The organism is Chryseobacterium paludis, assembly GCF_025403485.1.
GTDB lineage: Bacteria > Bacteroidota > Bacteroidia > Flavobacteriales > Weeksellaceae > Chryseobacterium > Chryseobacterium paludis.
Genome location: NZ_CP099966.1, coordinates 4,703,381 through 4,727,230 on the forward strand (window position 1 = coordinate 4,703,381; position 23,850 = coordinate 4,727,230).

Annotated in this window: 27 protein-coding genes and 1 riboswitch; of the genes, 13 read left to right on the forward strand and 14 right to left on the reverse strand. The window is 34.0% G+C overall.

The window, feature by feature from the left end:
• Positions 1 to 15 precede the first annotated feature (15 nt).
• From NG806_RS21395 to NG806_RS21410, 5 genes are all read left to right on the forward strand, one after another.
• A complete protein-coding gene (locus NG806_RS21395) occupies positions 16 to 618 on the forward strand; it encodes a MarC family protein (protein ID WP_214832040.1) in 603 nt (200 codons plus the stop codon).
• Positions 619 to 623: 5 nt separating this feature from the next.
• A complete protein-coding gene (locus NG806_RS21400; RefSeq protein ID WP_214832038.1) occupies positions 624 to 818 on the forward strand; it encodes a hypothetical protein in 195 nt (64 codons plus the stop codon).
• 393 nt (positions 819 to 1,211) lie between these two features.
• Complete coding sequence (locus tag NG806_RS23060; RefSeq protein WP_390882594.1) at positions 1,212 to 1,421, forward strand: hypothetical protein; 210 nt, start codon at positions 1,212 to 1,214, stop codon at positions 1,419 to 1,421.
• A complete protein-coding gene (locus NG806_RS21405) occupies positions 1,367 to 1,639 on the forward strand; it encodes an HAD domain-containing protein (RefSeq protein WP_261511278.1) in 273 nt (90 codons plus the stop codon). The genes NG806_RS23060 and NG806_RS21405 overlap by 55 nt, the downstream gene beginning before the upstream one ends.
• An 18-nt stretch (positions 1,640 to 1,657) precedes the next feature.
• Complete coding sequence (locus NG806_RS21410; protein WP_261511279.1) at positions 1,658 to 2,116, forward strand: hypothetical protein; 459 nt, start codon at positions 1,658 to 1,660, stop codon at positions 2,114 to 2,116.
• A gap of 356 nt (positions 2,117 to 2,472) precedes the next feature.
• On the opposite strand, the gene NG806_RS21415 is transcribed toward NG806_RS21410, so the two are convergent.
• The 6 genes from NG806_RS21415 to NG806_RS21440 form a co-directional block, all read right to left on the reverse strand.
• Entirely contained in the window at positions 2,473 to 3,603 is a 1,131-nt protein-coding gene (locus NG806_RS21415) for an MBL fold metallo-hydrolase (RefSeq protein ID WP_261511280.1), read from the reverse strand.
• Entirely contained in the window at positions 3,600 to 3,749 is a 150-nt protein-coding gene (locus NG806_RS21420) for a hypothetical protein (protein ID WP_261511281.1), read from the reverse strand. The genes NG806_RS21415 and NG806_RS21420 overlap by 4 nt, the downstream gene beginning before the upstream one ends.
• Positions 3,750 to 3,782: 33 nt before the next feature.
• A complete protein-coding gene (locus NG806_RS21425; protein WP_261511282.1) occupies positions 3,783 to 3,971 on the reverse strand; it encodes a hypothetical protein in 189 nt (62 codons plus the stop codon).
• 161 nt (positions 3,972 to 4,132) lie between these two features.
• Entirely contained in the window at positions 4,133 to 4,327 is a 195-nt protein-coding gene (locus NG806_RS21430; RefSeq protein WP_214832027.1) for a cold-shock protein, read from the reverse strand.
• Between the two features lie 35 nt (positions 4,328 to 4,362).
• On the reverse strand, positions 4,363 to 4,791 hold the full coding sequence (locus NG806_RS21435) for a cold shock domain-containing protein (RefSeq protein ID WP_214832026.1): 429 nt from the start codon (positions 4,789 to 4,791) through the stop codon (positions 4,363 to 4,365).
• Between the two features lie 12 nt (positions 4,792 to 4,803).
• Positions 4,804 to 5,550: a DEAD/DEAH box helicase gene (locus NG806_RS21440; RefSeq protein WP_214832024.1), complete on the reverse strand. Its 747-nt coding sequence runs from the start codon at positions 5,548 to 5,550 to the stop codon at positions 4,804 to 4,806.
• A gap of 589 nt (positions 5,551 to 6,139) precedes the next feature.
• Here NG806_RS21440 and NG806_RS21445 point away from each other — a divergent pair.
• Positions 6,140 to 7,081, forward strand: a complete 942-nt coding sequence (locus NG806_RS21445; RefSeq protein ID WP_261511283.1) for a beta-1,6-N-acetylglucosaminyltransferase — start codon at positions 6,140 to 6,142, stop codon at positions 7,079 to 7,081.
• Between the two features lie 83 nt (positions 7,082 to 7,164).
• Here NG806_RS21445 and NG806_RS21450 read toward each other — a convergent pair whose 3' ends face one another.
• The gene (locus NG806_RS21450) at positions 7,165 to 8,676 is read right to left on the reverse strand and encodes an acyl-CoA dehydrogenase family protein (protein WP_214832019.1); all 1,512 of its coding nucleotides are present in this window, start codon (positions 8,674 to 8,676) and stop codon (positions 7,165 to 7,167) included.
• 202 nt (positions 8,677 to 8,878) lie between these two features.
• Positions 8,879 to 9,397 carry a hypothetical protein gene (locus tag NG806_RS21455; protein WP_214832017.1) on the reverse strand — a complete coding sequence of 173 codons (519 nt, stop codon included), beginning with the start codon at positions 9,395 to 9,397 and terminating at the stop codon, positions 8,879 to 8,881.
• A gap of 135 nt (positions 9,398 to 9,532) precedes the next feature.
• Here NG806_RS21455 and NG806_RS21460 point away from each other — a divergent pair, with 135 nt between their 5' ends.
• The 4 genes from NG806_RS21460 (at position 9,533) to NG806_RS21475 (ending at position 15,379) form a co-directional block, all read left to right on the forward strand.
• Positions 9,533 to 10,948 (forward strand): aminotransferase-like domain-containing protein, encoded by a 1,416-nt coding sequence (locus NG806_RS21460; protein WP_261511284.1) that lies wholly within the window; start codon positions 9,533 to 9,535, stop codon positions 10,946 to 10,948.
• A gap of 330 nt (positions 10,949 to 11,278) precedes the next feature.
• A riboswitch (cobalamin riboswitch) is annotated at positions 11,279 to 11,472 on the forward strand.
• 363 nt (positions 11,473 to 11,835) lie between these two features.
• The gene (gene prpB, locus NG806_RS21465; RefSeq protein WP_261511285.1) at positions 11,836 to 12,744 is read left to right on the forward strand and encodes a methylisocitrate lyase; all 909 of its coding nucleotides are present in this window, start codon (positions 11,836 to 11,838) and stop codon (positions 12,742 to 12,744) included.
• Positions 12,737 to 13,882 carry a bifunctional 2-methylcitrate synthase/citrate synthase gene (gene prpC / locus NG806_RS21470; protein WP_261511286.1) on the forward strand — a complete coding sequence of 382 codons (1,146 nt, stop codon included), beginning with the start codon at positions 12,737 to 12,739 and terminating at the stop codon, positions 13,880 to 13,882. The genes prpB and prpC overlap by 8 nt, the downstream gene beginning before the upstream one ends.
• Positions 13,883 to 13,927: 45 nt before the next feature.
• On the forward strand, positions 13,928 to 15,379 hold the full coding sequence (locus NG806_RS21475; protein WP_261511287.1) for a bifunctional 2-methylcitrate dehydratase/aconitate hydratase: 1,452 nt from the start codon (positions 13,928 to 13,930) through the stop codon (positions 15,377 to 15,379).
• Between the two features lie 372 nt (positions 15,380 to 15,751).
• On the opposite strand, the gene NG806_RS21480 is transcribed toward NG806_RS21475, so the two are convergent.
• The 3 genes from NG806_RS21480 to NG806_RS21490 form a co-directional block, all read right to left on the reverse strand.
• A complete protein-coding gene (locus tag NG806_RS21480) occupies positions 15,752 to 16,150 on the reverse strand; it encodes a DUF4267 domain-containing protein (protein ID WP_214831996.1) in 399 nt (132 codons plus the stop codon).
• A 70-nt stretch (positions 16,151 to 16,220) separates the two neighbouring features.
• Entirely contained in the window at positions 16,221 to 16,796 is a 576-nt protein-coding gene (locus NG806_RS21485; RefSeq protein ID WP_214831994.1) for a Crp/Fnr family transcriptional regulator, read from the reverse strand.
• Between the two features lie 97 nt (positions 16,797 to 16,893).
• Positions 16,894 to 17,490 carry a hypothetical protein gene (locus tag NG806_RS21490; protein ID WP_261511288.1) on the reverse strand — a complete coding sequence of 199 codons (597 nt, stop codon included), beginning with the start codon at positions 17,488 to 17,490 and terminating at the stop codon, positions 16,894 to 16,896.
• A gap of 279 nt (positions 17,491 to 17,769) precedes the next feature.
• Between NG806_RS21490 and NG806_RS21495 the strand changes: the two genes are divergently transcribed.
• The 3 genes from NG806_RS21495 (at position 17,770) to NG806_RS21505 (ending at position 21,315) form a co-directional block, all read left to right on the forward strand.
• Positions 17,770 to 19,272 carry a serine hydrolase gene (locus tag NG806_RS21495; protein WP_261511289.1) on the forward strand — a complete coding sequence of 501 codons (1,503 nt, stop codon included), beginning with the start codon at positions 17,770 to 17,772 and terminating at the stop codon, positions 19,270 to 19,272.
• 430 nt (positions 19,273 to 19,702) lie between these two features.
• Positions 19,703 to 20,731 (forward strand): SDR family oxidoreductase, encoded by a 1,029-nt coding sequence (locus NG806_RS21500; RefSeq protein ID WP_261511290.1) that lies wholly within the window; start codon positions 19,703 to 19,705, stop codon positions 20,729 to 20,731.
• A gap of 2 nt (positions 20,732 to 20,733) precedes the next feature.
• Positions 20,734 to 21,315 (forward strand): Crp/Fnr family transcriptional regulator, encoded by a 582-nt coding sequence (locus tag NG806_RS21505; protein WP_261511291.1) that lies wholly within the window; start codon positions 20,734 to 20,736, stop codon positions 21,313 to 21,315.
• A gap of 33 nt (positions 21,316 to 21,348) precedes the next feature.
• On the opposite strand, the gene NG806_RS21510 is transcribed toward NG806_RS21505, so the two are convergent.
• From NG806_RS21510 to NG806_RS21520, 3 genes are all read right to left on the reverse strand, one after another.
• Positions 21,349 to 21,747 carry a hypothetical protein gene (locus NG806_RS21510; protein ID WP_261511292.1) on the reverse strand — a complete coding sequence of 133 codons (399 nt, stop codon included), beginning with the start codon at positions 21,745 to 21,747 and terminating at the stop codon, positions 21,349 to 21,351.
• A gap of 21 nt (positions 21,748 to 21,768) precedes the next feature.
• A complete protein-coding gene (gene lpxD / locus NG806_RS21515; RefSeq protein ID WP_214831982.1) occupies positions 21,769 to 22,782 on the reverse strand; it encodes a UDP-3-O-(3-hydroxymyristoyl)glucosamine N-acyltransferase in 1,014 nt (337 codons plus the stop codon).
• A 416-nt stretch (positions 22,783 to 23,198) separates the two neighbouring features.
• A complete protein-coding gene (locus NG806_RS21520) occupies positions 23,199 to 23,603 on the reverse strand; it encodes a membrane lipoprotein lipid attachment site-containing protein (protein ID WP_214831972.1) in 405 nt (134 codons plus the stop codon).
• Between the last annotated feature and the right edge of the window lie 247 nt (positions 23,604 to 23,850).

A 23,850-nucleotide genomic window follows, 5' to 3' on the forward strand; every position in this document is an offset into this window, starting at 1 on the left:
TTTTAATTACAAAAGATGGAAGTTTTTGATCATTTTTCTTTAAAAGAAGTTCTAACCTGTTTTATGGTTCTTTTTGCTGTAATCGATATTATAGGCTCTGTTCCCATTGTTGTTAGTTTGCAACAGAAATTCGGGCAAATAGAGGCTGGAAGGGCATCGATAACGGCAGGAGTAATTATGATGGTCTTTTTATTTGTGGGAAATAAAATTTTGAAATTCATCGGAGTGGATGTTAATTCTTTTGCTATTGCCGGTGCTTTTGTAATTTTTATTATTGCTTTGGAAATGATCTTAGGAATTGAAATTAATAAAACAACAGAGGCTAAATCGGCGTCTATTGTTCCTATTGCTTTTCCTCTTGTTGCCGGAGCAGGAACGCTAACTACCACATTATCGTTGAGAGCTGAATTTCATGATATTAATATTATTTGTGGAATTATTCTCAATACAATTTTCGTATATTTGGTGCTGAAATCAGCTAAATGGCTGGAAAGAAAAATGGGCGAGGCCACATTGGCAATTTTGCAGAAAGTTTTCGGAATCATCCTTTTAGCAATTTCAATTAAATTATTTACCGCTAACTTTGCCCAATTGGTGCAGAACTATATTAATTTTTAAGAATCATGCAGAAGTTTTATAAAGTATTTTTAGTACTATTTATCGTTTTCATCGCAATTAATCTTTATGCGTTAGACTGGCAGTCAGAAGTTTTATCAGAAGATAATCTGAAGTTTGTTTTTTCAATTGCTTCAGCGGTTATCGGATTGATCTTGCTTTTTGTATTGAATACCTGGAGTAAAATCGGAATAAAGAAGTAATCTTAATATTAAAATCAATTATAAAACCTCTTTAAATTTTTTTGAAGAGGCTTTTTTATTTTAAGATAATGAAAAATAAGACAGTAGAAATAAATAATTTTCTATTGAAAATTAAAGAAGAGTGATTACAAGATTTTGAAATTGTTGATCTTTGTGAAGCAGATACCACTGCCATAGGATTGACGAAAAACAAAAATTAGTATATATATTTACTTTTCATTATAATATCAAGATAAAGTACAACATAGTTGTAGAAGAATATAAGCCAGGCAAGTTATTAAAGGGTGAAAAAGAATGCTCCTATCAAGGATTAATTGACACTCTTAATAATTTGTAATATATTCTATATTATTAAATTTGATTATGAAATTTTTTTTGGATATTGATGGAGTGATGGTTCATGCTAATCCTTATAAAAAAGTTGATATAGAGAAAGATGGATTTTATAAGTTTAATGACGCTGCTATTACAATAATAAATTCTCTTTATGATTTTAATATAGAGATTATTTTATCAACTTCTCACAGATTTAGATTTACTATTTCTGAATGGAAAAATATTTTCCTAGGAGAAATATTAAATTTAAAGAAATCTCTATTGTAGATATACCGTTGAATATTAAAATATCAAGAAGAGAAGAAATAGAGAAATGGATCAATGATAATGAAATGGATCCCGATGATTTAATTATTATCGATGATGATAAATCATTACACGAATTACCTGAGCGTTTAAAATGGAGATGGTTACAAACTGATTCTTACATCGGTTTAATTAATTCAAGAGAGTTAATTAATATCTTAGAAAAGGACAGGAAATAATATTAATAGTTGTAAAAGATGATAATAACAGAAATAGAACAACAGACCCTAGATATAGATTGGTTTCTCACAGATGGTAAATACATCGGATTCATGGCGTCCGGAGGAGGGAAATTACCAGATTCAGTGGCTAAGTCTGCAGAAAATCATAAAAAAATGGTTTCTTATTTTAGGAACTTGCCTGAAATATCAGATTTTGTAATTAATCCTGAATTAGATGCACTATTGATCAAAAGATCTGGAACTGGCGCCGATGAAAGGTATCTAACAGATTATGTTTCGATGACCAAAAAAGGATTATATTCATTTGATAAAAGTAATTTTAATAATTTTCTTGATGGTCAATATCATTTAGTTGCAAGTCCTGTAAAACCTATGACGGTTGGTGATTTACCAAATGAAATATTAGAGATTTTCATGGAAACTCAATGTTTAGATAGTATGCGAAATATTATAGATATTAATACAATAGAATAATATCCCGATTATATTCTTACTTCACCAAATCCCGTGGTGCATTTCCAAAATGTTTTTAAAGGCAAAAGAAAAATGAGAAACGGCTCATAAAAACAATAATTACTTTTTCAAATTAGTCCTTATCTTTTCTTTGTTATATCGAGCCAGACGGTTCTTGCGAGCAGTACAAAATTCTCTGGGGTTCATGGTGTAATTTTGCTGTCCATCATAACCATTAATTTTTCCTTTAATTAAAAACAAAAAGAAACGTTCAGGAATAAACTGTTCCGGAGATATCTCAGGACCTATCTAACACGATTTTATTTCTGTCAATTTCTAAGATATACTAATTTAGATCATTCAAAGGGAAATAAGTATTAACGGACATTTTTCCACCATTCCTTAAATGGTTGTTGAGGATTATCTAATTCTACCAACTCACCGATCATAGGGGTTGCTAAACGATAGGGTTGATTTTTAGACAGGGCAGAGATTTTTTCCAAAGGTTCTTTCCAGGGATGATTTGCCAGGGTGAATTTAGAATTATGTACAGGTAATAGGTTTTGTGCTTTAAGCTCTTTTGTAGCCAGAGCAACTTCTTCAGGGAGTTCATGTACCGACTGCCAGGCTTTGTTATATTGGCCACATTCCATAATTGCCCAATCTATTTTTCCATATTTTGAACCGATTGTTTTAAAGCGGTTATCACGTCCGCCATCACCGCTGTAATAAATATTCGTTGAGGGTGTCTGAATGAAATAAGATAGCCACAAAGCTTGTCCGCTTGTAAAACCGCGACCGGAATCATGGTGGGTGGATTCTGTCAGTATTTTAAATCCGGGTTTTACATCAACGGATTCATACCAGTCTTTCTCAATGATCTGCTTTGGTGTATAGCCCCAACGCTCAAAATGAGCCCCATTTCCAAGTCCGCAAACGACGAATTTTACTTTGTTTTGTAGTGCTTTTATAGTTTCAAAATCCAGATGATCATAGTGATCATGGGATAAAAGTAAATAATCGATGTCTGGTAAATCATTCACTGTGTAAATGTCACTTCCTTTATAGGCTTTTACACCGCCCGGTAAAGGGGAAGCTTTTCCACTGAATACAGGATCTGCAAGGATCTTTATGCCATCCAGTTGAAGGAAAAACGAAGAGTGTCCAAACCATACTAACACATTTTTTTGAGTATCAATTATTTTTAAATCCGTTTTCACAGAAGGAAGGGAATCAATAGGATATCTATTGGGGAATTCTGTAAACAGTGTTTTATACAATACGCCCATCATGTTGTATCCTTTAGTAATTGTAGGTCTCTCCACCAGATTCCTGAATCGGCCATTTTTATAATGGGGTGAAGATTTCACGAGCTCCAAACGTTTTCCTTCAGGTAAAGATCCAAATTCCGCTCGCCTCATATAGAAAAAGATGGTTACACTAAGAACCACCAGGATAACTGCTAATACAACAAATATTCTCTTAAATATTTTAATCACTTTCTTCATTTTAATAAAGTGTTAATATTTTTTATTTCAGAAATGTTCTCAACCATGGAATCTTTATTGCCTTTGATGGCTTTGTTATTCTGTGGACATTCTGGCAAAAGATCTTTGTTTACCATGCTTTTTGCTCTGGCAATAATGCTATTCATATGGGTGTTTTTATAATTTCCAAGTTACAATATTCAATCAAGAAATGAAAGATCTTGGTCAAGTTGTTGTAGTGAATTGTATTGAACTAAGCTTTTTAAAGTGGCCAGAATAGCATCTTCATTAGTCTGGGGTTGCCAACCCAATACCGTTTTAGCTTTTGCATTACTGGTCTTTCTATTGACTCCCGGTAAAGCAACAATTGCTTTAGCTTTCTGATACAAATTTCTGCCAAAATCTTAATATTCTATTTTGTTGAAAGGTTCAGATTAACTTTGTTGAAAAATCCTTTTCCTAATCTAAGGGATCGCATATATACATAAAAAAGCCCCAAAAATGGGGCTTATGAGTGATTTGATATTATCTTATTGAAATATCTGGAAAACTATGCAAGTTTTACGTTTACTGCGTTTAATCCTTTTTCACCTTTTTGTACTTCAAAAGTCACTTTATCATTCTCACGAATGATTCTAGTGCTTAATCCTGAAGCGTGTACAAAAATATCCTCTCCTCCGTTTGATGGAGAAATAAATCCGAAACCTTTTGTTTCGTTAAAAAATTTTACTGTGCCTTCTTGCATTGTAATTGTATTAAAATTGTTGTTGTTATTATTATTTATTTGACCAATTGAATATCAATAGCAGAAAATCCTTTCGGAGATCTCTCTTTTTCAAATGATACTTTATTTCCTTTCTTTACTAGTTCCGTGCAGTTGTTGGTGTGGAAAAATACATTTTCCTTACTTTTATCTTCAGTAATAAAACCATAACCCTTATCACTGAAAAAAGTGATAATTCCTGTCTTACGGATTTCTTCTTCGGGAATAGGTGCAGCTCCTAACTGGATATCATCAAGATTGATTTCATGTGTTTCTTCAGGTGGAGTAGAGGTAAGTCTTCCATATGAGTCAACATATGTTAACATCTCATCAAGTCCTTTTCCCTTATTGTTATTAGTTTTACGGTCTTCACGACGTAAAGCCTTTTCTTTTTGTTTTTGAATTTTTTTCTTGAAATTTTCTTTTTTAGAGAAAGAATCTGCCATAAATTAATTTTATTATTTAGTTATTGTATTGAAATATTTTTTCGGACTGCAGGCATTATATAGCCTATCCGTTTTTTCTTTTTTTTCAACAAGAAATACTGATTGATCAACAATTTTCGCTGTAGAAGAAATAGGACTTGCCTTAATTTCTATAGGATTGTTTAAGAGCATGTCAGCAAATTTCCGAATATTTTCTGATATTGTTGAAGAAAAAAGTAAGGTCTGTCTTTTTTGAGGAATAAGTTTAAGAACTTTCTTCACATCATTTATAAAACCCATATCAAGCATTCTGTCTGCTTCATCCAAAACCAAAATTTCGATCTTGGAAAGATTAATATGTCTTTGGTTAATTAGATCGAGTAGTGCAGCAGGTGTTGTTATAAGAACGTCCACTCTTATCCTTAAAGCGGCAAGTTGATTTCCTTGTGAAGTTCCATCATGAATAGTAAGTTGGGACAATGGAAGGTATTTGCTGTACACTCTGAAGTTTTCTTCAATCTGAATACCCAGTTCCTGAGTAGGTGTTAATATAAGAGTTCGTACTTCTTTATGTTCAGGAGAACTTTTTTTCAGTAATTGAATAACCGGCATTGCAAATGCAGCCGTTTTTCCCGTTCCCTTCGGAGCATAACCAAGAATATCTCTACCAATCAGAATTTGTGGAATAGCACCACTCTGTATTTCTGTAGGTTTTGAATATCCTGCTTCTGTTGCAGCGCGGATAATGGGATTTATTAAATTTAAATTCTTGAAATTCATCTATAAGGGTTGCCGAATCTTCGACCTTTTATCAATTCTTTATCAGAAATTGAAATATTTATTTTACTATTGGTATATGGTTAAAATAAAGAATTAATTCTTCGTCTTTCCATTATTTTATTTTGCTTTGTTCACCAATAATCTGAATATATAAAGATCGTTGCTGAGTTTGCAATAGCGTGTCATGCCTCGTGTTAGTTGAGCACTTCTATACGCCCGTAAACCCTTGAGCCTGCGGAATGGTCTTCTTTTGTAATTTCTACTGAGAGTAAATCTCCTAAAGGAGTAAAAGGATGTTCAAATTGTTTTTCTATTGTTTGAGTTTTAAAGTTGCCGATATAAATATTCATTCATGAAATAAATAAGGGTTAATTTTTGGCAGCTGAAAAAGCAAAAACTGAAAGAAAAAAATAAGTATTCTAAACTGTAACAGAAAGCAAAGGCAGAGGCCTGTTTATTTATTATATGCAAATATACAAAAAAATATGGAATAAACTATGTTTTAAATGATTGATTTTCAAAAAATTGTTTGTAACTTTATATGTAATCTAAGTTGTTTGCAGGTGCAGATGATTTTAATCTTCTAACCATGCGACCATATCCCATCAACCAGCCCCAAGAACAATCTTTCAGAAGTCTTTCTCCGGAATCAGTGAAGATTGCTTACTTTATTATGGTTCATGATAAACCGGAAAGATTTGTTAACTTGTTTCACAAGATATATTCCAGGGATCAGTTTTATCTTATTCATATCGATCGAAAGGCTAGTGCAGAGGTAACTGAGGAAATTCAGTTGTTTCTGGTACAGTTTCCAAATGCCTATATTCTGGAAAGTATGAATATTACTTCCGGGGGATTCAGTATGATCCAGGCTGAGCTGGATGCAATGGAGTTTTTGTTGAATGTAAGTAAGGATTGGGATTATTTCATTAATTTAAGTGGTGAAGATTATCCTTTAAAATCACAACATATCATTCGTCAGTTTCTCAGTATCCGTAAAGGTAAAAACTATTTATTCTATTATGATCAAAAATTTTACAGACCGGATACCCTGCAGAGGATACAAAATCATTTCACAGAACTGGCGCACAAGATATCTTCTTTAATCTATAAAAGAGAATTTATGAAAGGAGTTGTTCCTTATATTGGGGGCAAGTGGGTCATTCTTACCAGAGACACTTGCGCTTTTTTAAGTAATAATAAGAAAGTAATGGATTTTGAAGATTATTATCTAAACACTCTTTTACCAGGAGATTCTTTTTTTCAAACTGTTCTAATGAATACTTCTTTTCATGATATTATCGTAAATGATGATAAGAGGGCTGTAATTGGAAAGAAATTTTGTACAACCGAAAGTCCGGAAGAATTTATTGAGTATTTAAAATCAAACAATCAACTTTTTATAAGGAAAATAGATGACGCCACGGATGAGAGTATTATCCAGTACATTCATGAAAGTTATCATATTCCATTACCTGATGTTAATGAGATCGAAAGGGAACTCAGAGCCGGTGGTTGGCAAAATAACTGAATCTAATGCATTAACAAAGCATCACATACTCTGGATCCCTGCACATTATTTACAGGGATTATTAAATTATCGTAAAAAACATATTATGAAAAAGCCATCCAACTGCTTTTTTCATGGATATCATCCAATGCGTTAAGGTTTTTATGGTGGTGCATGGAAGCGAGAATACTTACAATTTCATGTCTTATCATCTGAATGGTATGATCTGTAAGGTCTTGATTAAATCCTGAATTATTTAATTCTAATAAATCATTTACAGTAATAATTCGCGCAATTACTTTTCCTAAATCGATCATTTTTCTCTGTGATATTACTGCATCGATCTTGAAATTCAACTCTTTGCTGTATAATTTAGAAGCATTTTGTGTTAACTCATTTACAGCCAGATAATCTCCGAAATGTTCCGTTTTCTTTTTCTTCATGTCTTTCAGAATTCCTTCTGATATCTGAGTGTATAGCATTTCATTGGAACCCTCAAAGATCTGAAAAGGACGACTGTCCATAATTCCTCGACCTCCAATATGGGAAGTTCTGTATCCTTTTGCTCCGGAAAGCTGAACATATATTTGAGCGGATTCCTGCATCATATCAGTGACCAGAGCTTTCATACTGTTGGCATGAATACCACTTCCGGAAACATCATTATCAATGCCGCTTATTTTACAGCTTTTTGCACACATTGCAGAGCAAAGGGTAAAAAATGACTGCATTTTTGACAGCTGATACTGAACCTGATCCAGACAAAAAAGGTTAGAAGTTCCTACGATCCTATCTTTGCAGTGTTGGGTAGCCTCATCCAGCATTCTTTTCAGAAAACCCATTCCCATTCCTGGAAACTGAAACCGACTGCGGTGCAAAGTATCTAACATTATTTTTAAGCCCGTAGATTCCGGAATAAGCTTATAATGTTCCGGAACTTTAATATCAATCTTATTAAGGCCATAAGGAATCATGTATAATCCAGCATTGTCATAATATTCAAGAACCTGAATATTCTGATCTTTTTGATGAGTGTCTGCAATAAAGAAATCAACATCTCTTGACAATTTTCCTTCAGCATTTAAATTTCGTGAAGTAATCAGCCAGTAATCCGCCATTCCTGTTAATCCCTGCCAATGTTTTGTTCCTTTTACATGATAATAATCTCCTATCAGCTCATTCTGTGTCCTCATATTGAGTGCATCACTTCCATAATCAGGCTCTGTGATCATTAATCCTCCCATCGCCTTATGATTTAAAAAATCGTTGAAAACAGGGCCTTTTGCGGATTCACTGCCATATTTTGCCAGAGGCTCAAGAAAAAGGGCGATGTTGATTCCAAATGTTAAGGACAGAGAGAGTGATTCATAAGATGCAGCCGATAGGACTCCCAGACATTCTTTTACGTGTAATCCCCGTCCTCCAAATTCTTCCGGAATTGCAACAGAGAGTGGTTTTAAATTCATGATCTCCTTCCATACATTAGGAGGTAGACCCCGCGAAAGGCTAAGCTGATCTATATTTTCTTCCTGAAAAAGTGTATTTAATGAAGTTTTGAAATGGTCAAGAAATTCCGGGTATGTTTTTTGGGGTTTATCAAAAGCGAATCCATTCATAGTAGTATTGAAGTTTAAATGCTGCACGCCATCTATACAACAATATCATAAAGCGAAGCGAATGGCAACAGAACTTAAAAATCAAAATATCGGCAGCTCCACGTATATTTATGTAAGGTACAATTAATTAAATGGTTCTATTTAAACTGGGTGTGAATTATTCTTTTTTTAACGAAGTTCATCACACTGCCCTGAGACTGCTTTAAGTTTTCTTTATATCCAATTCGTAAATATGGCCAGGAAGGGAAAATGCTTTTAAAATGATATTTTCTTTAAAAATAAATCCATGATCCTTTAAAAATGAAATAATAGGGCTATTTTCAGCAATACTGATCCATATACTATCGGTAAATGTAATAGCTGATCTGCTTTTGCTCCATAATGACTGTCTTACCTCGGGTTGATCATATTCCGGAAGTATGGCAAAATCTATAATCTCCGTCATTCTTTTTCCTTCAGAAGAGCCGGAATAAGTGGAGCCACTTTTAAAAAGGCAGTAGCCAACGGGTTCATTGTCCGCAAATACCATGATAAGCTGAGTTGACAGATCGTTTAAAATATTGATCATTTTTCTATACTCAACATGTTCGCTAAGGTATTCTTCTATTTTTTCCGGTGAAATATTTTCGTGATAGGCATTTCTGATATAAGGTCTCATAACGGCAAAGAGATTGTCGATCCCCTGATCTGATCCTACTGTGAATTTTGAAATGATCTCCATTTAGATTCTTTTTTTATTCAAAGCTACAGGATTATTAAACTAAAATGTGGGTACAGTTCGCGACAATTGAGTCGGTACAGTTTATTATTTTATGCCAGTACATTTGTACATTTGTTCTGAAAAAGATGAATCCTTATGCAGACGTACAGATATGAGATTTTTACTTCTATCATTGAAAACAAAATAAAAAAAGGAATATTAAAACCGGGAACCCGATTACCTTCGGTCAGGGAAATTAAGGCGGACTATCATTTAAGTATAAGCTCCATTCAAAGCGGTTATGATCTTTTGGTTATTAAAGGATTGGTTAAAAACGTTCCTCGTTCCGGGTATTATGTCGCTTCGGATGTGCATCAAAGCATTTCTGAGCCTTTATTAGAACCATATGCTGTCGCGAAAAATGGGGCTTTCAATAAAAATATTGCGTTGACCTCTGTCAGAAATAAACCTTCTGAATATAGCTCTTTTAATGCAGCAACCCCAACCGATCTGTTGATACCACAAAAGCTTATTTTAAGAAAGATGCAGGAAGTCATTCGTGAAAAAGGAGCTTCTCTTCTTCGCTATTATCCATCCAATGGTCTACCAGAATTGAGGAGTCAGATAGCTGACAGAGCCTTACAATATGGATGTAGATTCAATCCTGAAGAATTGATCATCACAGATGGTGCATTGCAGGCACTTTATATTGCTTTGGCAAGTGTTACCAATGCGGGTGATCTTATTGCTGTTGAAAGCCCATGTGTTTTTTCTGTTCTGGAGGTGATCACTAATCTTAAGCTTAAAGTCCTGGAAATCCCTATTCATGGTGAAGACGGATTTGACACAGAATATTTGAAAAAGGTTTCTGCTGCCAATGATATCAAAGCACTTGTTGTTACCCCAAATTTCCATAATCCAACAGGGAGGTTAATGACTGATAATACCAAAAAGGAGCTGTTATCCATTGCCATGGATCATCAGTTTCCGATCATTGAAAATGATCTGTATGGAGATCTTTATTTTGGTGATGAACGTCCTTCCAGCATACGCAATTTTGATGAATATGGCTGGGTGATGACCTTTTCTTCTTTTTCTAAAACATTGGCACCGGGTATTCGTCTCGGTTGGTTACATTCAGGGAGGTACCATGCAAAGGCAGAGAGGCTGAGGTTTTCTCTGGGAAGATCGGTAGCTCCAATATATCAGGAGTTATTGCTTAAATTACTTGAAGATCACAGCTATAGTAAGCATTTACGTTCGTTTCGTAAACAATTGTATGATCAGGCTAGAGATGTTTTACAGGCGTTACGTACTTCTTTTCCAGAGGGTTCATATTTTGAGGATCCGCAAGGGGGATACAGCATTTGGGGAAGCTTATCAAAAGCAGTTGATATGAAGATGTTTTATAGGTATTGCGATGACCAGAGGATTTTATTTACCCCAGGAGAAATCTTTAGTTTGACAGATCAGTTTAGTCATCATTTTCGGATTGTTTTTGCTGACCGTATTACTTCTCACAGTTTAATATCTTTGAAAAATGCAGGCGAGAAAGTTAAAGAGCTTTTATAGCTGTTTTTTGCAATATAGTATACTTTTAACCTGACTTTTTTCAAAATGAAACAGGAAGAGGTGATTATGAATTTTAGTTTTCTCTCAATTCGCATGAGATCTTTTTTGATATTTATAGCATATGTTTTTTCTAAAAAACGTCCTTAGCATTCCTTTTCGACAATTTATTTTTATATGATTTTTGTCATTTAGTTATTTTTTTAAAATTTTGAATTACTTTTAATTGTCATATTTACAGGCTGTTGTAAAATCCTAACGCTTGTTCGTGAATTAATATATTAACGTTTCAATAAAATAGTTATATTTACCACCAAGGAGTTCATTTAAACTTCTTTATCAACCGAAACTGGTTACACTTAGCTGTGAATTAAAAGGGAATCGTGTGTAAATCACGAACTGTCGCGCAACTGTAAGTAACACTCAAAAGGTTTTTATCAATCAAGGTCCACTGTTCGCTCTTGTGAATGGGAAGGACGATAAAAATCGTTACAAGTCAGGAGACCTGCCTATTTCGAATTGACGATGCTTTCGCGATCTGAAGCTTATAGTCAGGTATGATACGTTTTGATAATCGTGCACAACTTTTTCTGGGTACATTATCATAATTTAGAGATAGTTTGTAGTATTAGCTTTTAAAGTTATGCTGTATCTATAACTCTGGCGTATCACCCCTTTCCATAATTTTCTCTCTTACAAAGTATTGTGAAGTTTATCACCCTCTTTTTATAATGATTTATAAACATTAAAAAGATGATTGTATACCCATTCAGCCGTTCGCTAAGGTTTATAGGTCGTTTGATTAATTTAACAGAATTTAAAAAAGATAATTTTTTAAATTGTTGATGGTATGTGAGTTAAATACATTAAAACGAACAATAATATTAAAGATGAGTAAAAATGTTAGTTTAGAGTCTGCCGGATTACGGTTTCGGGAGGCGATGCAAAAAGAAAGTCCTCTTCAGATTGTAGGAGCGATCAATGCTAATCATGCATTGTTGGCACAGCAGGCAGGTTTCAATGCCATTTATCTTTCAGGAGGAGGGGTTGCTGCAGGTTCTTTAGGAGTTCCCGATCTGGGAATAACAACCCTTGAAGATGTATTAATCGATATTCAACGGATAACCAACGTATGTGATCTGCCATTATTGGTGGACGTGGATACGGGCTTTGGTCCTTCAGCATTTAATGTGGCAAGAACTGTAAAATCCTTAATTAAAGCTGGAGCTGGGGCTTTACATATTGAAGATCAGGTAGGAGCAAAACGTTGTGGACACCGTCCTGGTAAAGAAGTAGTGAGTAAAGATGAAATGGTAGACCGCTTAAAAGCTGCGGTTGATGCAAGGACAGATGAAAATTTCGTTATCGGAGCAAGAACAGATGCTTTTGCGAATGAAGGATTAGAAAGAACATTGGAAAGAGCAGTTGCTTACAAAGAAGCCGGGGCAGATTTTATATTTGCGGAAGCTGTTCCTGATTTAAGCTATTACCAAAAATTTGTCGATGCAACAGGTATTCCCGTATTAGCCAATATCACCGAATTTGGAATGATCAGAATGTACACTGTTGATGAACTTAAAAGTGCTGGAGTAGGTTTGATTTTATATCCACTTTCGGCCTTCCGTGCAGCGAATAAAGCTGCTCAGAATGTTTATGAACATATCCGAAAGGATGGCACTCAGGTTAATGTACTTGATACTATGCAAACCCGCGACGAGCTTTACAAAAGTATCGGCTATCACGACTATGAACAAAAATTAAATAACCTATTTCAAAAGAACAAAAATATCAATGAATAATGAACCTATTTTTAAGCCCAAAAAAAGCGTAGCGCTTTCGGGTGTAACAGCTGGTAATACTGCTCTCTGCAGTGTTGGTAAAAGCGGAAATGATCTCCATTACAGAGGTTATGATATTTTGGATCTTGCGGAAAAAGCACAATTTGAAGAGGTAGCTTACCTTCTTATTTATGGACAATTACCAACAGCAGCTCAATTAAAAAACTATAAAGCCAAATTAAAATCATTGAGAGGACTGCCTCACTCTGTAAGAAATATCTTAAAAAGTATTCCGGCAGCTGCACACCCGATGGATGTCATGCGTTCAATGGTTTCAGCGATTGGAAGCATTCAGCCTGAAAAAGATGATCATAATGTAGCAGGAGCAAGAGATATTGCTGACAAATTATTGGCATCATTCAGTTCCGGGCTTTTATATTGGTATCACTATACTCATAATGGGAAAGAGATTGATGTAGAAACTGATGATGATACTATTGGTGGACATTTCCTGCACTTGTTGCATGGTAAAAAGGCTCCTGATTCTTGGGTAAAAGCAATGGAAGTATCCCTTAATCTCTATGCCGAGCATGAATTTAATGCTTCTACTTTTACTGCTCGTGTTATTGCTGGTACATCTTCAGATTTCTATTCCTGTATAACAGGAGCAATCGGAGCATTAAGAGGCCCTAAGCATGGCGGTGCTAATGAAGTTGCTTTTGAGATCCAAAGCCGTTATAATTCTCCTGATGAAGCGGAAGAAGATATTAAAAAACGGATTGCCAACAAGGAAGTAATTATTGGATTCGGACATCCGGTCTACACCATATCAGATCCAAGAAATGTAGTGATAAAAAAAGTAGCTAAAGAACTTTCCGAAGAAGCTGGAGATATGTTGCTTTATAATATTGCAGAAAGATTGGAAAAAATCATGTGGGACGAAAAGAAAATGTTCCCTAATCTGGATTGGTTTTCAGCGGTATCTTACCATTTAATGGGAGTTCCCACCTTAATGTTCACTCCATTATTTGTCGTTTCGAGGGTAACAGGATGGAGTGCTCATATCATCGAGCAGAGACAGGATGGAAAAATTATTCGTCCAAGTGCCAATTATACAGGGCCTGAAAACAAAGATTTCGTTCCTATTGGAAGCAGATAATAAATTCAATTCAAATAAATAATAATTCAAATCAAAATAATAAAGATGTCATCACACATTTCAAATGAAAGACCACAACCGGATCGTGTATTAACCGATATTGCAGATTACGTATTGAACTACGAAATTAAAAATGATTTAGCCTGGAAAACGGCTCATTACTGCCTTTTAGATACTATTGGATGTGGGCTGGAAGCTTTAACCTATCCTGCCTGTACCAAATTGTTGGGACCAATCGTAAAAGGAACTGTTGTTCCGAATGGCGCTAAGGTGCCGGGAACTCAATTTCAGTTAGATCCGGTTCAGGCTGCTTTTAATATTGGGGCCATTATTCGTTGGCTGGATTTTAATGATACCTGGTTAGCCGCAGAATGGGGGCATCCTTCAGATAACTTAGGCGGTATTTTAGCAACTGCAGACTGGTTATCAAGGACCAATATTGCGGAAGGAAAAGCACCTTTGAAAATGAAACAAGTGTTAGAGGCAATGATTATGGCTCATGAAATGCAGGGTGTTATAGCTCTTGAAAATTCATTTAACAGAGTAGGCCTTGATCATGTACTATTAGTAAAGCTTGCGTCTACTGCCGTTGTAGGGAAATTAATTGGATTAAGCCGTGATGAGTTGATCAATGCTATCTCTCTTGCCTTTGTAGATGGACAGTCTCTAAGAACCTACCGTCATGCTCCAAATACCGGAAGCCGTAAATCATGGGCTGCAGGAGATGCTACTTCAAGAGCGGTACGTTTAGCATTAATTGCTAAAACAGGAGAAATGGGATATCCTTCAGTGCTTACTGCTAAAACATGGGGATTCTATGATGTTTCATTTAAAGGAAATGAATTTAAATTTCAGCGTGAATACAGTTCTTATGTGATGGAAAACGTATTATTCAAGATTTCTTTTCCAGCAGAATTCCATTCACAGACTGCAGTAGAGGCTGCTATGACCTTGCATCATAAATTAAAAAACTTGGGTAAAACTACAGACGATATCAAAAAAATTACCATTCGTACGCATGAAGCTGCGATCCGGATTATTGATAAAAAAGGACCATTAAACAATCCTGCTGACCGTGATCATGCGATTCAGTATATGGTAGCAGTGCCACTTATTTATGGAAGGCTGACTGCAGCAGATTATGAAGATAACATTGCTTCAGACCCTAGAATTGATATACTCCGTGATAAAATAGAATGCGTTGAAGAAGTTCAATTTACTCAGGATTATCATGATCCTGAAAAACGTTCTATTGCTAATGCATTAACAGTTGAATTAAATGACGGAACTGTTTTGGATGAAATAGTGGTAGAATATCCTATCGGACATAAAAGAAGGAGAGATGAGGGTATTCCTGAGTTGATTAAAAAATATAAAGTTAATCTGGCTCGTATTTTCCCTGAGAAACAACAAAGACAAGTGTTAGAAAACTCTTTAGAATACGATAAACTAATCAGTCTCAATGTTAATGAGTTTGTAGATCTATTGGTTATTTAATTAATGCAAAGTTGAAAATTGAAAGTTGAAAAATGGAATCCAGTTCTCAACTTTCAATTTCTACCTCTCAATTCACTAAAATAGTATATCAGAAAAGTGAAAATATTAATCGATGGAGCTTTTATAGAAAGTAAAGCTATCGAACACTTACCTGTTGAACATCTAACTACACGAGAAGTACTGCTGAAGTACCTTTAACATGCTTATCAGAAATTGATGAAGCGATAGAGGCTGTAACATAAGTGTTTAAGACTCCAGCTAGGTTTGTCTTTTTGTGTAATTCTTTTTTTTGTTGCGGGAATAACACAGCTAATTGAAGAAGAAAAAGCAGGAAAGCCGCCAAGTGTAAAATCAGAATACTATTGAATAAAATCATGATATTAAAATTTTATGGTTTTTTAAATAATAGAATCCACAGGACAGACAAATGATAACGGCGATTAGATGTGAAATTAAATGGCCTGTTTTAAAGTCGGGATGAGATAATACCACACAAAAATCCATTGCAGGAATTATTGTTCCCAAAATGAGAATTAAGCCAAGAGCAAATAATTGTTTCTTCCATAAAAGAATGATAATAATTAATCCAAAGAAAAAATCCCGCACACCTTTAATATACTGAAAAGAAAAATCTCCATTGGTTACGGTATGAATGCCATAATCGATTTCTGCACCTATCGGGTTAATAAAAAAACGGATGCCGATGTAAAGAAGGCCAATCCCTGAAAGAAGGCTAAGCCAAAATGCTGTTTGTTGTTGTAAACGTTTCATAAGAATTTTGTTTTTGTTGATACAAAATTCTTCAACTCTTGATAAATATTAATGCACCTGGGTTAATAAATCAAAAAAGGGATATTCTTTTTCTGATCCGGCTTAGAGATTGTGGCTTTACACCTACATAAGAAGCAATGTAATATTGAGATAACCGTTGTTGCAAATCAGAGTGTTCTTTAAGAAACTTCTCATAACGGGATTTTGGAGAATCAGTATAGAATGAGTTTCTATCTTTTAATGTTTGAATGAAAACCTGCTCAATAACAATCCTTCCAAATCTTTCCCCGAGCTCTATTTCTTCATAAAATTTCTGCAGATTTTCATAAGAAATTGTCCAGATTTCAGTATCTTCTAAAGCCTGAATAATCTGATTTGATGGGGTTTGTGGGACAAAACTTTCATAATTACAGGTAAACTCATTTTCTTTTGAAAAGCCATAGGTTTTTTCCTCTCCATCATCATTGATGTAATAACGTACAATACCATTTTTGATAAAGCCCACATACTTACAAACTTCGCCTTCTTTAAGAAAGAAATCTCCTTTTTTATATTCTTTTAATTTGAATAAGTCTTGAATTATTTCTTCTTCATCCGAACTTATTTTTATTGTACTTTGTATGGCTAGAAGTAGTGTGTTATTCATTTTAAAAGCAAGTTAATTACAGCTTCTAAGGTACTGCTTTTACTAAAAAAGGAAGGAGATTACTCCTTTTGTATTTTACCTTTTCACTTTTTACTTTTTAGAGTGCCTTGTAATCATATTCAATATTACTCCATAAAACTTCATCACCTGGTTCGGTCATTTCAGATGGTGTAGTAAATGAACTATTTCCGAATATGGTGGTGTATTGAGAAATTCCAAAAGTACTATTACGAGAAACAAATAAAGGAGTAGAATTATTCCTGGGAACTTTTTTTACATATTGAAAAGTTCTTTTTAGAGTAAAAGATGGCTCTTTTTGATTGAAAGTTCCTATATACTTCAGTTCATTATTGTTAATGATAAACAAAGAATCTTTTGAAACTTTAATCGGATACGATACATCTGCAGATGTCCCGGAAAGCAATTTTATCAAATTGCTTTTTGTATCTACACTGATCTTTTTCCAAATCGGCTCCTTATAAGAATTCCAGTAATTGTTTAGATATGACTCCCCGGGATCAGATTCATGAGCGATGGGTCCTTTGTAAAGGACAATATTTTTCAAATGGTAATTTTTATACTCGAAATTGTGTACATTCTTTTCTGCTGGCTGTGGATTTTCGGAAGTGTCATCATTTCCGCTGCATGAGACTGCTAATACAGAGGCTAAAAGGATCGTGAAAATAGTCTTCATTGTGCTGTTTAGATTTCTCAATCTGAGATTGGTTTTGTTTATAAATAATTCACTATAAAGGTACATATTATTGTTTGAAATCAGTGCTAATATAATGTAGAAAGGCGATTAGAAATATATTTATTGATGCAATGAGCTTGATTTTAGCTATTTAAAATTTATTTATTTTTATTAAATTTTGTTAATGAGGTTATGTTATTGAATGTTGAGTTGTTCTATTAATGAACGCTTAAGTTAGCACTACGATATATTATTAAACTATTTCCAAAAGAACATTTTATGAGAAGAACAGTCTCTACTTACATTTTTTGCTTGGTACCATTATTTATATTTTCTTTTATCTCTGGTCAAAGAAAGGATGTTGTCACATTTTTTAAAGAATTACACGCTGACCAACAATTTAATGGCAATGTATTAATTGCTGATAAAAACGGTATTGTTTATCAGCAGTCGCTGGGTTTTGCTAACTTAACAACGCAACTACCTCTTTCATCAGATTCTAAATTTCCAATAGCTTCTATTTCTAAAACCTTTACATCAACGGCTATATTGCAGCTTAAACAAAAAGGAAAGCTTAAACTTAGTGATCCTGTCCAGAAATATCTTGCCGATTTTCCATATAAAGAGGTTACTATAAAGCATCTGCTCAGTAATACTTCAGGTTTGGTAGATTATTATCACCTCTTTGATTCTGTAATGGAACAGAATCCTGATAAGATTATAACCAATAGTGATATTATTCCGACATTGATTCAGTATAAAGTTCCACTTAGCTTTGCTCCCGGAGAAAAATGGGAATATAACAACGTGAATTTCTGCATTGCGGCACTGATTGTTGAGAAAGTTTCAGGAATACCATATTCCAAATATTTACAGGAAAATATCTTTAAACCAGCTGGGATGAAAAACAGTATACAGCCCTTTGATAGAAGTGTTTTACAGGAAGGAGAGGTTGAGCGTTATAGTTTTAGAAATCTTTATACAACAAAGCTTGAGAATGTTCACAGCATGCCGGAAAATTTCAAAATAAGTGAGCATAGCAATTTTTATGGGAATGGAGGAATAGTAAGCACAGCGGAAGATCTTTATCTTTTTGACCAGAGTCTTTACAGTGGTGTGTTGCTGGGACAAGAGGAACTCAATGAAGCATTTACCCGGGTAAAACTTAATGATGGAAAAACAGCAGTATATAAACTTGATGAAAAAGAAGTAGGATATGGATTGGGATGGGAGATATATTTGGATGAAAGTAATGGAAAAATTGTTTTTCATGATGGGTCTATAACGGGTCTTACAAGTATATTAGTGAGAAATATTTCTCAAAAACAGTCCGTTATTCTACTGGAAAATAATGGAAGCAATGCTGTTTTTTCTGCATCAAATGCCATGATAGCATTATTGAATCAGAAACAATATGATCCGGTTCGACAGGCTTTTTCAAGGATATACGGAAGTACACTTGTAGATAAAGGAGTAAAAGAAGCCAATCAACTGTTGAACAAATACAATAAAAACCCTCAAAAATATAGGGTCACCGAAAGAGAATTGATTCGAATGGGTTATGAACTTGCCCGACAGAAAAAATTAGCTTCAGCACTTCATGTTTTTAAAACCACGACTCAAATATTCCCGGAAAGTTGGAATGCATTTGATAGTTATGGAGAAACTTTATTACTAAATAACGAAAAGGATGAGGCGATAAAAATGTACAAAAAATCAATAGAACTCAATCCTAAAAATGAAAATGGGAAAAAAGTTTTGAAGGGATTGGGTGAAATTTGATAGTGTAAAGAATAATATCTTAAAACGATACGAAAGTGTTTTTAAAAAAGGTGAAAAAAAAACCTCTGAATTTTTCAGAGGTTTTTTTGGGAGATTATACTAAGTAATGACTTAATCGAAAAAAGGTAATGACAGTATTTTTTAACAAATGGTAATTGTCAACTCAATGACAACCAGTAACTTTACAATTGTAAAACGGAGTACCTGTTCTCGAAATAGAACTTTTGTTATAATAATTTTAAAAAATAACAGTACGGAAATTTTATATACACGAAACTGGGAAACAAATGATTTAAAAATTATTTTGTATTCAATTAAAATATCATAAAAGAGATTGCTATTTTACTCTTTTTTGAAATTATTATTACTGTATTTCTAATGATAATGATTAGAGTTTTTCATTAAAACATTAAACATTAAAAAAAAGATCATGAACAATAAAAGAGTTTTATTAACAGGGGTGTCTGGCTTTTTAGGTCTACACACAGCAATCCAGCTTTTGGAAAAAGGATATACAGTTATCGGGACATTACGAAACCTCGAAAGGGCAGGTGCCATTAAAGCAATCATTGAAAAACATACCTCAAATGCTCAAAATATTTCTTTTGTTGAAGCAGATTTGAAATCGACAGATGTTTGGTTTCAATTGACAGAAAATATTGATTTTATTCAACATATTGCATCACCATTTCCTCGTGTTTTACCTAAAAAAGAAGAAGAACTCATAGAACCTGCAAAATCAGGTACTTTAAATATACTAAAAGCGGCATCAGCAAATGGTGTAAAGCGTGTGGTGATAACTTCGTCCCTAGCATCAGTAATGTATGGCAAAACAAAAAATGAACTTGCTTCAACATTAAATGAAAACCACTGGACCGATGAAAATAATAAAAAAGATACAACACCTTATATCAGAAGTAAGACAATTGCAGAAAAGTCAGCATGGAAATTTATTCAAAAAGATAGATCTGGTTTAGAATTAACTACTGTTTTACCAGGAGCTATATTAGGACCTGTATTAGAAGATGATTTCGGTACTTCTGCAAATATAGTGATCAAATTAATGGATGGAAGCACACCAGCATTACCTAAAATAGGATTTGATATCGTTGATGTTCGTTCTGTTGCAGACTTATTAATAAGGGCTATGGAATTGCCACAGGCAAAGAATCAGAGATATATAGCTTCATCAGGATATTTGACTTTTAAAGATATTGCAGCAATACTAAAATTACATAATCCAGACAGGAAAATACCATCTAAAGAGCTTCCAGATATATTTGTAAAATTACTTTCTAATTTTGATACCGCTTTAAAGCCAATTTTAATAGATTTGAGAATAAAAAGGAAAATAGATACTTCAAAAGCAATAAATGAACTACAGTGGAAACCATTATCTTTAGAAGAAGCTGTTTTATCCTGTGCAAAAAGTATCAGTGAATTGGGAATTATAAAATAAAAATGGAAAAGTTAAGATCATCTTTAAGTTTTGGAGGTATTTTATCACAAGAGAGCATAGATCATGTCTCATTGTTATTCAAAAAAAATGAACTCAAAGCTAATGAGCATTTTCAACAGATTGATGGAGTTTCAAATAAAATTGGGTTTGTAGAAAATGGGATAATAAGGGGTTATTCTATTGGTAAAAATGATACAGAGGTTACAAAATACTTTGTTCGTGAGAGTCAATTCTTTGTTGATCTGGAGAGTTATTATGCATCATTACCAAGCAAGGATGCTTTTCAGGCGGTTACAGACTCAACAATTTATTCGATCCAAAAATCGGTTATTGAAAAACTGAGTGAAGATCTTCCCAACTTTTATATTTACCTGAAAAGTATAACCGAAGCGCAACTTTTAAACAAATTAAAAGACAATGATTTTTTAAATTATGGTGATGCTAAAACGAAATATCTTGAATTTATTAGCCGTTATCCAATTTTAGCATTACAAGTACCACAACAATATATTGCTTCTTATTTAAAAATAACACCACAGTCTTTAAGTAGGATTAGAAATATAATTTCGAAAAAAAGCAAGTGACTTATTATATGTATAGCTTGTTATCATTTTCGGCTACTGCCTTTTTGCAATTGTGATTTCCTCATAGGTATCACCCATTACTGTATTGAATTGTGAAACGGTTAATTCATCTCCTTTAATTGAAGCATTATAAATAACCCCATTGAATATCATACTTCCATTGCCAAATGTTCCTTTTTGTGTAGTGTAATGATCACAGGTAGAGTAGGATACAAAAGTAGCATCACTAGGCTGAGTGATTTCATAATATGACTTTGCAGTGCAGGTGCCTTCATGTATCACAGTAAATGTTACGATATTATTTTTTCTGGTTAGTGATTTGTAAACAAAATATTTTGTAGATTTTTTGATTTCAGGAGGAGGAGCATCATAATCACCCAGGCATGAATTTAATAGGAGAATTGAAGATAAAATAAATACTAATAATTTCATTTTAAAACACTGATAATTGTCTTACGTTAGTTCGCTGATTTCTTTTTTTCCAGCCGTAAGTCTTTTAAGAAAAGCCCATTGTTTTAGAGTAGTGCGTGCTTCGGCAGCAGGATAACCAAGATAGGTTTTACCAGCAGGTACATCGCCTACAACACCAGACCCCGCACCTATAGTGGCGCCATCGCCAATAGTAGTATGGTCTTTAATAGAGGCGCTTCCACCAATAATAACACCATTACCCAGAGTAACACTCCCTGCAAGTCCACTGTTACCAGCCATAATACAAAACTTACCCAGTATACTGTTGTGACCGATTTGCACAAGATTATCGATCTTACATCCATCGCCAATAATGGTAGAGCTAAATTTACCACGGTCAACACAAGTACCGGCACCAATTTCTACCCAATCCCCAATGATAACATTACCAATTTGTGGGACTTTTGCCAATCCCCTTTCAGGGCATGGTCTAAACCCAAAACCATCTGCACCAATAGTTGCATTGGGATGAATTATTGTGTTTTTACCAATATGACAGTTTTCTCTAATAACAACACCGCTCCATATAGTACTGTTTTTACCAATAGTGCTTTTGTCTAAAATCGTAGCATTTGGGTAAATGGTTACATTGTCACCCAATTCTACATTAGGGCCAATATATGTACCTGCACCAATACGTACACCTACACCAATAATAGCAGAAGGGTGTACCGAAGCTGTAGTATGAATATCTGTATCGAATTGTGGATGAAGGGGTGCAAACAATTCCAGTATCTGCGACATGGCAAGGTCAGCATTATTAACCTTTATAAATGCTCTGTTTTCACCGGGCTCAATAGATATATCATTATTTACAACAGCTACCGATGCTTTACTGCATGCCCAAAGTTTTTCGTATTTTTTACTACCTATAAAAGTAATTTGATGATTTCCGGCGAGCTCTATTTGCTCAGGAGAGGAAACAGAATGCGACGTACCGCCTACTATGTAACCTTTTAATAACGTATTAATTTCTAATGCTGAAAATGATTTCATAAGTAGTTGTTTTTGCTGTTTTTGCAGTAATCAAATGTTAGTGAGGGGATTACCATAAACTAAAAAGGAAAGTAATGACATTTAATTGTTGGTTTATGGGCATATATTAGTAAAACGCAAAAAAAAGAAAATTATTTTAATAAACAAGTATTTTTATTGTTAAGTTTTTAATAACCAGTCGTCAATATAAATTATTTCGATAAAATTTATGATGAATTTTTCATTTTTTGTTAATTGGAGATGGTGGGAATCTTCCCTTCTGTACTGGTGTGAGAGTCACTTTAGGGATAAAAAATAATCCTGAAAAACTGATTGATAGGCTTTTACGGCTGTATTTTGTGAACTGATATACTATGTGACAGTTTGATAATTGGGTCATTTTTCCGAAGGAAATACAAGTTGTAAAGCTATTTATATTATTGCAGTATAATTTTATAGTATCCTTTTTCTTCTTTAACATCAAAACCTACTCCCGTAAATGTCAGTTTGTTTATTTGGAACCCATCACAGCCTCCTTTGAATTCGGACGACTGTATTGAAAAATTAAAAGTTTTGACTGAAGAATAGAATGTGTAATTTTTTGTGCCATTATATTCACCTACATTCTCTAAAATAATCTTGTCATCATCTGTTTTGGAAGCCTGTATCACAACTTGATTTTCGTCTTTGACTGAAAAGTTATTAAGAGTTCCGTTGGTAATTAGGTTTACATTATCAACATCAACGAATTCAAAAATGATAGGCAAAGGAGCATTATAACAATCGTTTCCACAGGCTGTCAAAACAAAAGTCATTAAAAGAAATAGTATTATTTTTTTCATGTGAGAGATTAATTCGGTGAAATGTGAAGTTAATCATTAAACGAATGTGGTCAAAATTATAAAGAATATTCTTTACATCTCGGATCTGCAAAAATTGAGTGGTATAACGAATCACCAGAAGCAATGTTTTTCGGACGTATATTCTCTAAATTAACAATCGGTTACTAAAAAATAAAGCCGGAAAAGCATCGCTTTTCCGGTTGAGTACCATAACCGAAAATGTAGTTTGAAAAAAAACACTGTTAAT